Raw genomic sequence first — 11,730 nt, 5'->3', positions numbered from 1 at the left:
TTTATTGTGCAGTCACTATCTTGCCATTGATGACATTAAATTTTTGGATTAACTGGCCATTCTCATCAAATTCTGAAATAGTGCCTTGAGGTTCACCATTTTTAAATACACCAGAAGCCTGAAGTTTGTTGCTTTTGGTATCATGATAAACTTTAAATGGACCCGTTAATTTCCCATTGCTTGCGGTCATTTCGAGATCTTTACGCCCATCTTCATGATATATTTTCACCAGTCCATTGACCTGACAATTTTGAATTGGCGTGTACATTTTCGTTTTACCATTTTCATAGAAGTATTCAAGATAACGATCTAAACAACCATTCTTCACCCAGCTTTTTGACTCTAATTGACCATTATCATAGTGGAACTCATAAGGGCCATTCGGTGTACCTTTAGGTACTTGAGTTGAAGGGAATTCGTAGCCTTTAAGCTCATTAAGAGCATTCAAATCTGATTGAGAGGAGGTTGGTGTGAGTAGCTGACAACCCGAAATAAGCAAAGCGAATGAAAAGGATAATGTTGGTTTTAATAGATTTAGCTTTAGCATAATATCCCTATTGATAGAGGTATGAAATTTTACTTAAGTAGTGATAAATAATGTTTTTTCCAATAAGTATCAATAAACTATAGTCATAATAAGCCAGATATCAGTCAGAATTTTCTTAAGCTAGACTAAAACACAAATTAAATACGCAGTGAGAAAAATGTTAATTTATTGTTGCATACAACGTGAAGGCAGAGTTATAGTCTGGTAATAGGAATAAGCGTAACTCAATAATAGCCAAAGCATTTAAGTTTTATCGATTTTGTCATAATAGTGTCATAGAAATTCATTAGTTTACGGGTATAACCTAGCAGGGAGGAACTAATGGGAACTAAGTCTTTGTTTGTATGCGTACAAGACCGGTTACTACTCCATCATGTTGTTGTCATGGTGAGATAAGTAACCGGTTTTTTTATTGCATGTTCAACCAACATGAGCTTGAAGGGAGCTCCTCTCTGTTCTGAATAGTCCGTCATTTGAATTGACTTTAACGATACCTGGAAGGGTTAATACTATGAGTAGACAGAAAGCTGCAACAAAGACGCGCCGTGAAATGAAACGTTCATTACGTAAAGAACGCGCTGGTCGTTACGAAATGGCAAGTGTATCCTCTTTTGCTGATTTTACTGGGATTGAGCCAATCGGCATGGCAAAAGAACGACGTGATATGTCGCCAATTACCCCACGTAATGATGCTCAAAAGCTCTATATTAATTCCATTAAACATAAACAGTTAATTTTCGCTAATGGTGAAGCTGGCTGCGGTAAAACTTATATTAGTACCGCATTGGCGGCTGACGCGTTAATTAATAAAGATATCAATAAAATTATTGTCACACGACCTGTTTTACAAGCAGAGGAAGACCTAGGCTTTCTGCCCGGAGATATGGCTGACAAATTTGCGCCATATTTCCGTCCTGTCTATGACGTATTAGTGAAAAGGCTTGGCAGCTCCTTTTTACAATACTGTTTGCGGCCTGAAATTGCGAAAGTTGAAATTGCGCCATTTGCTTACATGCGTGGTCGTACGTTTGAAAATGCCATTGTGATTTTAGATGAAGCGCAAAATGTCACCGTTAGCCAAATGAAGATGTTTTTGACGCGGCTGGGGGAAAATGTCACCGTAATTGTGAATGGTGATGTGACTCAGTGTGATTTACCTGAAGGTGTCATATCGGGGTTGGCCGATGCATTGCAACGTTTTAGCAGCGATGAAATGGTCTCGATGGTGAATTTTTCAGTTGATGATTGTGTTCGTTCGACACTGTGTCATCGTGCATTATTAGCTTATAGCCATTAATAGCTTGTTAAGCCCCAGCGGCGAATTAGCTCGCTGGGGCTATTTAAAGTATTAATGCCAATTAGTGGTGTAGCATTTCATGAACAATTTGTTCATCATTTAGCGAATATGGGTAATAAGTCGGCCAGTTATCCATTTGTTGTAATAATTTTTCATGGGATTCATTCCCCATATAAAGATGGAAATGACCTGAAGGTTGCGGTTCTATAATATGGTCACTAAATTGAATATATTTAGGGGCTTTCGATGCCGCATCTTGGCATTCAAATAAATAGCGAACGCCTTTCTTACCTGATGCATACTGTAAGATCTTAAATCCTGAATAATGATATTCGCAGCGGCTGACATGACCATTTTGGCTAAACTCAATGATATTGTTTTCAATACTAATATTATCGACGTCTGTTTTATAACCTTTTTTATAATAATCGCGATATTCTTCAATCGTTTTATCTTTATTGGTTTTTGCTTTATGTTCTAAAACAGGATCTAATTTCCCTGACAATAACAGTGGGTTAATAGATTCCCATATCCCATCCCAATCACTGAGTTTTCTATCTTTGACATCTGCATCATCAAAAAAGCCTTTGCTGGCTTGTTTGGCTTTTTCTGACTGAGGATGTGCATGGCTGTGGGCTAGAGCATTAACACTCATCAATAGTGAGCTGAGACTCAGAGCAATAGCAATAAAGGGTTTGTTAATCATTGAAATGTTCCCATAGTCATAAATGAATTCCATTATGTTATAACATAACATTTATTGGATGCAAAAATTTATTTTTAAATTTGAATAAATAGAATTTATGGGAATATGTCTAATCATTTGAAATAAAAGGAAAAGAGTGCAATAAATCTTTTCCTTTGATAATTGATAAATGAGTCATTGATTATCTAGGTTTGCTTTCTTGTTGTTTTTTATAAATGTCCTGATTTTTTTGATCGTATTTAGCACGCTATCTTCATATGGGTCGCTCTTTACTTGAACCTCTTTTTTATCATCAGGGGAGGGGGTTGAGCATCCTGAAAGGACGACTATCAAAGCGGTTAATAATCCTATACGCATAAGAACTCCTTCTTAAAGTTAAGCAAATACAATAGATCACATGATAATTATTGAAAAGTGAGTGGCAGAATAAAGCACATATTGACACGCATTGCGCTATAGAAAAAGTGATGGTAATAACCATCACTTTCATGTTATTCGCTATTGTTACTTCTTAATCGTCAGGGTTATCCATGACGTGATGTCTTTCTTGATGATAACCTTCCTCATCATAGCCATAACGCCAATAAGGAATAGCATAAATGCTTTCACGACCAAAGCCTTTATCACGACGTACAAAACGGCGTAAATCGCGAATTATTTGATCTTCGCCAGCGATCCAAAATGAAGCATCTTCAGAGGGAATATCCCAAGATTTGAAGGTATTGATTAATTCTTCAGTTTTGTTGATGCCGCCACAAACCCATATCACCTCAATCCCTGCTGGTTTGATTAATTCACGCATATCGTCTGGGTGGTCTAAACGTAAAACCACTTTACCGGTTGCTTTTGCATGCATTTTTTCCAGTAAGGCTGCAATGGCGGGCAAGGAGCTAGAGTCTCCAGCCATAAAATAATGCTGGCTATGCGGTAATAATGGGTCTGGACCACCTGGGTTGGTTATTCCCATCCAGTTACCTTCTACAGCATCACGAGCGAACAAGTAAGCAGGACCTTCATTACCGTCATGCATGGCGAACTCAATATCTATTTCTTTCACTTCCGGACGGATCGCACGCACCGTGTAGGTACGAACAAACGGACGCGGCTTATCGGTAGGCCAACTACGGCCATGTTCACTGAGGATAGGTAATGCAGGCTGGCTTTTTAAATCGGGGGCAAGGAAAATTTTAATATGGCCACCTTCACATTGGGTTGGATAGTCACCAAGCCGTTCGCCAGTGAAAGTGATACTACGAATTGAAGGGCTAATATCGGTAACAGATTTGACCTGAATCAGCTGTGGTGGCGCCGGGCGGTAAATATTTTTTTCGACTGGTTTGTCATTTGCCACAGGCGGTCTCCTTTTATTAATGATAATGATAAAATTATTATTTGGGAATTGTTATCATTATCATATCATGCTTTTCTTGAATATAAATCACCGAAAACCAAACATTTTTAGAGTAAAAAAATGCCGTATTTGACACAATACGGCATTCCAAACAACGAAATTTATTTCACTTTCATTCCCGCGGCGGTCATTAACAGCCTAAATAGGGATGAGAAGGCAAATAACGCTAGGACACTCCCAAACCAAATTATTGCCATCCAACCTATTTTTTTCCACCATGGCGATGAAACAGTGTGATTAGTGGTAGCCTTGGTCTGGGGTAATTTTTCCTCTGAAGACATAGTAACTCCAATAGGTGTAAACCAAAATAATAGGGATAATAAACAGTGCGCCAACCAGCATGAAGCCTAAACTTTCCATTGGTCCTGCGGCATCACGGAAGCTAATCGCAGGTGGGATCAGGTTTGGCCAGATACTGATGCCTAAACCAGTAAAGCCAAGGAAAATCAATGTTAAGGCCGCTAAAAAAGGCACGCTGTCTGACCGTTTGCGTTTGGCACTGATTAACATGATATAGACACAACCAAGGACTAATAACGGTACTGGTAGGAAGAAGAATAGGTTTGGAAGGCTAAACCAGCGCTGATAAATAGCCTCATTAAGGACAGGCGTCCATGCACTAATGACCGCGATCACGGCAAGCATTAATAACGTTAATGGGCGTAATAAACGGTACATTGTTTGTCGTAAGTGTCCTTCGGTTTTCATAATCAGCCAGCCACAAGCGAGTAGGGCATAAGCAATAACTAAGCCGAAACCACAGAATAATGGGAATGGTGAGAACCAATCAAAATAGCCTCCCATGTAAACACGGTTTTCGACATGGAAACCTTGAATAAAGGCACCAACAACAACACCTTGTACAAAAGTGGCAAAGATAGAACCCCAGATAAAGGCATGATCCCAATGCTTGCGGTGTGATTCATCGGCTCGGAAACGAAACTCAAAAGCAACCCCTCGGAAAATCAAGGCCAATAGCATAAAGGTGAGAGGAATCGATAGCGCATCCAGTACAATGGCATAGGCGAGGGGGAAGGCACCAAATAAACCCGCACCACCTAATACTAGCCATGTTTCATTGCCATCCCACACAGGCGCGACACTGTTCATCATCAAGTCGCGATCTTGGCTATCTTTCAAGGCTGGGTATAAGATACCAATCCCTAAATCGAAACCATCCATAACAATGTACATCAAAATACTGAATACAATGATGACAAACCAAATAAGTGGTAAATCAATGCCCATGAGTTGTATCCTCCTGGATCCCTTTGCGAATTAATTTCATCATGTACATATAGCCAATACCAAAAACACTACCGTAAACAATAAAGAATGCTAATAGACTGATACTCATATGCATTTCGCCATGAGCACTGACGGCATCGGATGTCCTTTGTAATCCATAGACGACCCAAGGCTGACGTCCTATCTCTGTGGTAAACCAACCGGCTAAAATAGCGATCAAACCAGAGGGAGCCATGACAAACATAAAACGTAAGAAGGTTTTTGATTCATAAAGATTTTTACGGTAGCGCAACCATAATCCCCAAACGCCAGCGGCGATCATCAATAAACCCAGCCCAACCATGACACGAAATGACCAGAACACCATAAACACATTCGGTCTATCTTCGGGGGGATAATCTTTTAACGCGGGAACTTGCTTATCCAAGCTGTGTGTCAAAATGATGCTCGCAAGATAGGGAATTTCGAGCGCATATTCAGTTTTCTCTTTTTCCATATTAGGAATACCGAACAGGATCAATGGGGTAGCTTCACCGGGTTTATTCTCCCAATGTCCTTCCATCGCGGCGACTTTAACGGGTTGATGTTTCAATGTATTTAATCCATGAGCATCACCAATGAGCGCTTGAAGAGGTGCTAAAATTAAGATTAACCATAGTGACATGGAAAACATTTTCTTCATGGCGGAAGAGCGATTGCCTTTAAGCAGGTGCCATGCCGCTGACGCCCCTATGAAAAATGCCGCCGCGAGGAAGGCCGCCGTTGTCATATGCAATAAGCGATAAGGGAAAGAGGGATTGAAAATAACGGCTAACCAATCAACGGGGACGATACGGTTATCAACAATTTCAAATCCTTGTGGCGTTTGCATAAAGCTGTTGGATGCAAGGATCCAAAAAGTTGAGATAATCGTCCCGAGAGCAACCATACAGGTCGCAAAGAAATGTAATTTTTCCCCAACACGGTTCATGCCGAATAACATGACACCGAGAAATCCTGCCTCAAGAAAAAAGGCAGTAAGTACTTCGTATGTTAATAAAGGTCCAGTCACACTACCGGCAAAATCAGAAAAAAAGCTCCAGTTAGTGCCGAATTGGTATGCCATTACCAAACCAGACACCACTCCCATACCGAAATTGACCGCAAAAACTTTCGACCAGAAATGAAATAATTTTATATAGTCCTTATCCCGAGTTTTCAGCCATAAGCCTTCGAGTACCGCAAGGAAACTCGCGAGCCCAATGGTGATCGCTGGGAAAATAATATGGAACGAGACTGTAAACGCAAATTGAATACGAGCCAGTTCCAGCGCAGTTAGTCCAAACATATTGACCCCTGATTGGAATTGATAATGCGCACGCTGCATGTTTGATATTCAGCCAACAATAACGGTGCTATCCATAGCAAAATTACCGGTTAAAACTGTTGGTTTGTGACAAATCGCAAACCTATCGAAAAATGCATTGTGCTTATAGTGAAAAAAGTCAGGTAAATGTATGGATAAGTAGAACATGAGACGATAAACTATAATAGTAACAATTTTTTAGTTATTAACTATAACAGTTGAGGCGGGTATGACGCGATACGAACAACTGGCTGCACAAATACGCCAACAGATTGAAGATAATATCTGGCAAGTTGGTGATAGGTTACCGTCACTTAGGGAAAGTGTAAAACAGTCTGGATTGAGCTTGATGACAGTAGTGCAAGCTTATCAATTACTTGAAAGCCAAGGTTGGATAGCCGCACGGCCACAATCGGGATATTATGTTGCCCGCAGAAATACCAATTTCGCTGCGGCAAAAGGCGGTAAAGGACTACATCTTAATGAAAATGTAGAAATCAATGCGTCGATTTTTGGTGTCCTACAAGCCTGTAAGGATCCTGATATTGTTCCATTTGGTTCGGCTTTCCCTGAACCCGCACTACTTGATGAGCCTAAATTAGGAAAAACACTAGCCTCAGTAGCTCGTCGTTTAGCAAGATTTAATACAACAGCCAATTTACCGCCGGGTAATGAACAATTACGACGAAATATTGCTCAGCGATACGCTAGCCAAGGGATCCACGTGGCTCCCGATGAGATAGTGATCACCGCAGGAGCGATGGAATCGTTAGTGCTGAGTTTACAGTCAGTGACCCAACCTGGTGATTGGGTTGTTATTGAATCACCGGCCTTTTATGGTTCATTGCAAGCGATTGAGCGCCTCAAATTAAAAGCAATCGCAATTAAAACAGATCCTTTGTTTGGTATTGATTTGGATGCGCTGGAAGATATTGCGGCAAAATATCCAATCAAAGCGTGTTGGCTCATGACTCATTATCAGAACCCGTTAGGAGGCACAATGCCACCTGCCAATAAAAAAAGGCTGGTGGAGATCCTCAACAAGAATCAAATTGTTCTCATTGAAGATGATGTGTATGGCGAGCTTTATTTTGGTAATCAACAACCGATACCCGCTAAAGCCCTCGATGTGAAAGGCAATTTTTTTCATTGTTCGTCATTTTCAAAATGTTTAGCACCAGGCTACCGTGTCGGTTGGGTGGCTGCCGGTAAGCATGCGAGCAAGATTCAACATTTACAAATGATGAGTACAGTATCTGCCAGTGTGCCAACCCAGCTTGCCATTGCGGAATACCTTACTCAAGGTGGATATGACAATCATTTACGTAAGCTACGGCAAACGATGGAGCAACGCCAACATCAAATGTTAGGCGCTATAGCGCAATATATGCCATCCTCAGTCAAAGTGAATACACCAAAAGGTGGCTATTTCTTATGGTTAGAATTTGAACCTCCATTTAATGCGATACACCTTTATCAGCTCGCACTTAAAGAGGGAATCAGTATTGCTCCAGGCAGCATGTTCTCAACCAGTGATCAGTTCAATCATGCATTTAGATTAAATGCGTCATTCACTTGGAATGAGCAGTTGGAACAGGCAATGAAAACTCTGGGTCGTTTATGCCATTCGTTGATTGCTGAGAAACGCGGCTAGTCACACTTTACATGTAGGAACATTGCCTTGGGCGGTTAACTTTGCCACTCTTAATACGAGAAACGAAAGTTAATGGACAGCGATTGCTCGGGGGAATGTATGAAAATTAAATGTTTTGATGCGACTGAGTTACCGATCGAAGAATGGCAAGAGAGTTATGGTACTAATGCCGAAATTTTTTGTTGGCCTGTCGCATCTGACTTCTCACTACGAGCAAGTCTTTCGCAGGTTAGCGATTCGAATTATTTAAAGCAATACACAAAAGGGAAACGTCTTTGTGTTTCTCTTGATAACGGCAATTTGTCGATTGTTGATTATCAACAACAGAGGCATTCAATGGCCAAAATTGGCGATACTTTTTATGCTCCTGCCCAGCAGCTTGCCAAGCTTGAATTACAAGGTTCATCTGTTCGCTTACTCAATCTTTTATTTAACCCTGAACGCTGGTCGGTGACGAGTCAAATTATTACTCAGGAACATCGTTTACCAATAGGACAGGCTGGCATGGTATATGTATTAGCGGGTGAATGGGATGTGTTTGGTGCGAATTGTAATAGCATGAAAGTAAACCAAGGAGGGTGGTGGTTGCCCGATATTGGTGAAGGGCATCTGACTCCCAGCGAGGCGGGTAGCAAATTAATATGGCTTGATATCACCGCATATTCGGTTAATAAGCTATAAGTAGAGGGGAAAATATCTACTTTCCAATAATGGTTTTCTCATCATATTAAAACGTTTTTATGCTCTTAAGTTAGTTTTCAAATAACGCATTGTTTAGCGGATTATTTAAACAACGCGTTATTTAAATAATACTCTATAAATACGCATTATTTAGCTGACATATTGGCATCGATAACCTGATAGAATGCATTAGAGGTATCAGCAATAGTCCAAACACCGAGAATAACCTGATACCCCGTGCGTTCTGGAATATTACAGTCTATTTTCACTCTATTTATTGGGATATTCCCATTATCATATTGTTCACAAAATGGTTTTAGATCAAAATCAGCACGCGTTAAAGGTTTATTTTGTTGCCAATCTGGCTTAGTGATAAAAAATTGCCATGATGTGGTTCTGTGTGGCGCGGTTAATGACCAAGAAAATATATTTCTTCCACTACGGATATCGACTTTATGCCAACGCTGAGCAGTTTGTTCATTTAATGTAGAAAAATTCGCATTGCCACCACTGGCGATTTCTCCATCTCTAGGGCCACTATCTGGAAACCCTTTTGCTCCTTCAACCGACTGAGGTTCATACTGGACGGCGCCACACATTTTATTGAGATTATTCCCCATTGATGAACAGAGATATGCTCGGCTGGGTGGATTATCAATATAACCGTGGCGGGAAGTCGTATCATAAGCTAATGTGGTTGTTGAGATAGATAACACCGATAGAGTGATAAATGTCTTTTTCATCAGAAGTGCCCTTATATTATATATTTATCAAAAAATATTTTAAAAGTGATTAAGAACGATGAGGTCAGCGCCTCTCTATGGTTTTTTACTATTTTAAAATAGTAAAATATCATTACTTATATTGGTCTTGATTCAAGTAGAAATATAAATAGCAATATTGTTTTAAATAAAAAACAAATTAATGGTTTTTTGAAAAATGAATAAGTAGTTATAATTTTAGGTTAATCATGTTTTTTCAAAAATCACTATACGGTTTGTGTTATTATGTTCCGAACCCTGATTGATGGCGATATTCGTTTTTTAACTTGTTGAGCAGTGGAAAAACAATTACAGATAATCAATCGATTGTCTATTAATTAATTTATCCACTCTCTCCATTATATTCTGTAAACTGAGATATATATCAACAGGTTCAGATAAGTAAAACTGCCAATAGTTTAAAATGTCATAAATAAATTTTCTAAAAATCACTTAAACTCAAAAGCAGCTGAAAGCTCTCCACTTGGAATACTAAATCATCAGTTTAAAATACACATCGTTAGATGATTTAAGACATTCATTACAGTAAACCCCATGCCTTTTCAAAAATTAATTCATCATAAGGTTGTGAGTTGTTTTCATACTTAATGATTGACGTCGAAAAATTGATTAAAATGGTTTTGTTTTCAAGGTTAATAAACGTATCAGGGGACACATTTAAACTTTGAGCAACATAATGAATATAATCATCTGTATTATTTTCATCGGGTGGTGCCCATCGTGTGATTAATTGCGATACGGTTTGTAGTGAGTATCTACGTTGATAGGTACGAAGTAAGGCGAATAATGCCCGAACACCATATTCCGGAGATTCAAAACGACAAAATTTATCTTCAATAGAACTATCATGTGGTAGCTGTCCTTTCCAATAATGAGCCTCATTGTAATTGATATTACCAGGGTTATTATTTCGTACACCTCGAGACATTTTTTTCATTTTTAACTTACTCCAAATTGCGAAAAAATTAATACAGTTAGATTTAGAATTAAATTTTCATTAAAGTAATGATTGACAATATTTAAAAAGATATTGTCTTAATAATAGAGGCCGCTTAAATGTCGAAACACACGAGTCTTATGTAGTGTTTTATTTGACTTTTGGGTTAAATTAGCTCGCTGCCATTGAATAAAGTACATTCGGTTTTTAAAGTTAATCATATGTTCGTTTTATTTATCCTTCTATTTTTGATGATGAATTTTATCTATAAAATAAATCTGTGTTGGCGCGAAAATCAATGAAATATAAAGCTCAATGAGCAAATGGTAATTGCTCATTGAGCAATATGACAGTAGATAGATTAATATAATAAACTCATAATTAAATATGTATGAGGTCATATTAGTTATTTATTAAAGCATAAATAAAAATTAACCTGTACATTATAAATAAATTACTGAGTTATTGTCTTTTGTTGGTAGGTCATTACCATTCTCATCTGTCGCACCCGTATCATCAATAGGGTTACCTGCACTCGCAATTCTAAATGTATTACCTGTTGAGTTTTCAATTTGGAGAACATTAACATAAGCCATAGCAGTGACTTCGACATTAGGATATAAACCTGTCACGTTCATATCAATAGTCACTCGACCAGTCACTTTCTGAGAGTTCTGTAATTGTTCGAGCACCTCATGAATTTCTTCCTTATGAACTTCAGCATTAACGCTAAGCCCAATCCATGTAAAGAAGCCTGAAACGCCTCCACCAAACTTATACTCATTGAGTAATTTATTGTAGGTTGACGAAGACTCTAGACTTATAATATCAAAAGTCATATCACCTTTAAGTTTAACTGTTGCACCTAGGCCTGATACCGCACCAGTAATCCCCGTCAGCATACCTTTCTTTTGTGAGATTTGCCAAGACTCGCCATTATTATTACTTGCAAATGCAATGCTGTTATTTTCAATAAATGTTGTACTCATTTTAATACCCCTTACTTTTAAATAAATTAATGTTTGAGTGTTAAATAAACGGATAAGTGGTTTATGCTCATACCACTTCCTATTTAACGGTGGTCATATTATTTGATATTTTATGTTGATAATGTGATCAATA

Annotated in this window: 13 protein-coding genes; 3 read left to right on the top strand and 10 right to left on the bottom strand. The window is 38.7% G+C overall.

Features of this window, described 5'->3' with window-relative positions:
- Position 1: 1 nt before the first annotated feature.
- Positions 2–547, bottom strand: coding sequence for a toxin-antitoxin system YwqK family antitoxin (locus ACWPW6_RS10780; protein WP_163861946.1), 546 nt, complete (start codon positions 545–547; stop codon positions 2–4).
- Between the two features lie 511 nt (positions 548–1,058).
- On the opposite strand from ACWPW6_RS10780, the gene phoH reads away from it, so the two are divergent.
- On the top strand, positions 1,059–1,844 hold the full coding sequence (phoH, locus tag ACWPW6_RS10775) for a phosphate starvation-inducible protein PhoH (protein ID WP_154623910.1): 786 nt from the start codon (positions 1,059–1,061) through the stop codon (positions 1,842–1,844).
- Positions 1,845–1,905: 61 nt separating this feature from the next.
- Here the strand turns inward: phoH and zinT are convergent, their stop codons facing one another.
- The 6 genes from zinT to ACWPW6_RS10745 all read right to left on the bottom strand — a co-directional run bounded on the left by zinT (position 1,906) and on the right by ACWPW6_RS10745 (position 6,536).
- Entirely contained in the window at positions 1,906–2,550 is a 645-nt protein-coding gene (gene zinT, locus ACWPW6_RS10770) for a metal-binding protein ZinT (RefSeq protein ID WP_154623909.1), read from the bottom strand.
- A 174-nt stretch (positions 2,551–2,724) separates the two neighbouring features.
- Entirely contained in the window at positions 2,725–2,907 is a 183-nt protein-coding gene (locus tag ACWPW6_RS10765; RefSeq protein WP_249998842.1) for a hypothetical protein, read from the bottom strand.
- Positions 2,908–3,061: 154 nt separating this feature from the next.
- Positions 3,062–3,901: a siderophore-interacting protein gene (locus ACWPW6_RS10760; protein ID WP_163861943.1), complete on the bottom strand. Its 840-nt coding sequence runs from the start codon at positions 3,899–3,901 to the stop codon at positions 3,062–3,064.
- Positions 3,902–4,062: 161 nt separating this feature from the next.
- On the bottom strand, positions 4,063–4,242 hold the full coding sequence (locus tag ACWPW6_RS10755; protein ID WP_154623908.1) for a DUF2474 domain-containing protein: 180 nt from the start codon (positions 4,240–4,242) through the stop codon (positions 4,063–4,065).
- Positions 4,199–5,209, bottom strand: coding sequence for a cytochrome d ubiquinol oxidase subunit II (gene cydB, locus ACWPW6_RS10750; RefSeq protein ID WP_154623907.1), 1,011 nt, complete (start codon positions 5,207–5,209; stop codon positions 4,199–4,201). Before cydB ends, ACWPW6_RS10755 begins: the two co-directional genes overlap by 44 nt.
- A complete protein-coding gene (locus ACWPW6_RS10745; protein WP_196713043.1) occupies positions 5,199–6,536 on the bottom strand; it encodes a cytochrome ubiquinol oxidase subunit I in 1,338 nt (445 codons plus the stop codon). The genes cydB and ACWPW6_RS10745 overlap by 11 nt, the downstream gene beginning before the upstream one ends.
- A 247-nt stretch (positions 6,537–6,783) precedes the next feature.
- Here ACWPW6_RS10745 and ACWPW6_RS10740 point away from each other — a divergent pair, with 247 nt between their 5' ends.
- Complete coding sequence (locus ACWPW6_RS10740) at positions 6,784–8,208, top strand: aminotransferase-like domain-containing protein (RefSeq protein ID WP_154623905.1); 1,425 nt, start codon at positions 6,784–6,786, stop codon at positions 8,206–8,208.
- Positions 8,209–8,307: 99 nt separating this feature from the next.
- A complete protein-coding gene (locus ACWPW6_RS10735) occupies positions 8,308–8,889 on the top strand; it encodes a HutD/Ves family protein (protein WP_247047530.1) in 582 nt (193 codons plus the stop codon).
- Positions 8,890–9,035: 146 nt separating this feature from the next.
- Here ACWPW6_RS10735 and ACWPW6_RS10730 read toward each other — a convergent pair whose 3' ends face one another.
- From ACWPW6_RS10730 to ACWPW6_RS10720, 3 genes are all read right to left on the bottom strand, one after another.
- Positions 9,036–9,632: a lytic polysaccharide monooxygenase gene (locus tag ACWPW6_RS10730; protein WP_154623903.1), complete on the bottom strand. Its 597-nt coding sequence runs from the start codon at positions 9,630–9,632 to the stop codon at positions 9,036–9,038.
- A 559-nt stretch (positions 9,633–10,191) separates the two neighbouring features.
- A complete protein-coding gene (locus ACWPW6_RS10725) occupies positions 10,192–10,608 on the bottom strand; it encodes a structural protein (protein ID WP_249998841.1) in 417 nt (138 codons plus the stop codon).
- 443 nt (positions 10,609–11,051) lie between these two features.
- Positions 11,052–11,597 (bottom strand): hypothetical protein, encoded by a 546-nt coding sequence (locus ACWPW6_RS10720; RefSeq protein WP_154621834.1) that lies wholly within the window; start codon positions 11,595–11,597, stop codon positions 11,052–11,054.
- Between the last annotated feature and the right edge of the window lie 133 nt (positions 11,598–11,730).

Source organism: Providencia sp. Marseille-Q8014 (assembly GCF_965112055.1).
Note: the sequence above shows the minus strand (reverse complement) of the source record. Positions and strands in the feature narration are given on the sequence as shown.

Bases quoted from the DNA above. Each gene is read 5' to 3' on its own strand.
- ACWPW6_RS10730 (WP_154623903.1), bottom strand. From the start codon at position 9,632: ATGAAAAAGACATTTATCACTCTATCGGTGTTATCTATCTCAACAACC.
- ACWPW6_RS10780 (WP_163861946.1), bottom strand. From the start codon at position 547: ATGCTAAAGCTAAATCTATTAAAACCAACATTATCCTTTTCATTCGCT.
- ACWPW6_RS10755 (WP_154623908.1), bottom strand. From the start codon at position 4,242: ATGTCTTCAGAGGAAAAATTACCCCAGACCAAGGCTACCACTAATCAC.
- ACWPW6_RS10720 (WP_154621834.1), bottom strand. From the start codon at position 11,597: ATGAGTACAACATTTATTGAAAATAACAGCATTGCATTTGCAAGTAAT.
- zinT (WP_154623909.1), bottom strand. From the start codon at position 2,550: ATGATTAACAAACCCTTTATTGCTATTGCTCTGAGTCTCAGCTCACTA.
- phoH (WP_154623910.1), top strand. From the start codon at position 1,059: ATGAGTAGACAGAAAGCTGCAACAAAGACGCGCCGTGAAATGAAACGT.
- ACWPW6_RS10745 (WP_196713043.1), bottom strand. From the start codon at position 6,536: ATGTTTGGACTAACTGCGCTGGAACTGGCTCGTATTCAATTTGCGTTT.
- cydB (WP_154623907.1), bottom strand. From the start codon at position 5,209: ATGGGCATTGATTTACCACTTATTTGGTTTGTCATCATTGTATTCAGT.
- ACWPW6_RS10725 (WP_249998841.1), bottom strand. From the start codon at position 10,608: ATGAAAAAAATGTCTCGAGGTGTACGAAATAATAACCCTGGTAATATC.
- ACWPW6_RS10735 (WP_247047530.1), top strand. From the start codon at position 8,308: ATGAAAATTAAATGTTTTGATGCGACTGAGTTACCGATCGAAGAATGG.
- ACWPW6_RS10765 (WP_249998842.1), bottom strand. From the start codon at position 2,907: ATGCGTATAGGATTATTAACCGCTTTGATAGTCGTCCTTTCAGGATGC.
- ACWPW6_RS10740 (WP_154623905.1), top strand. From the start codon at position 6,784: ATGACGCGATACGAACAACTGGCTGCACAAATACGCCAACAGATTGAA.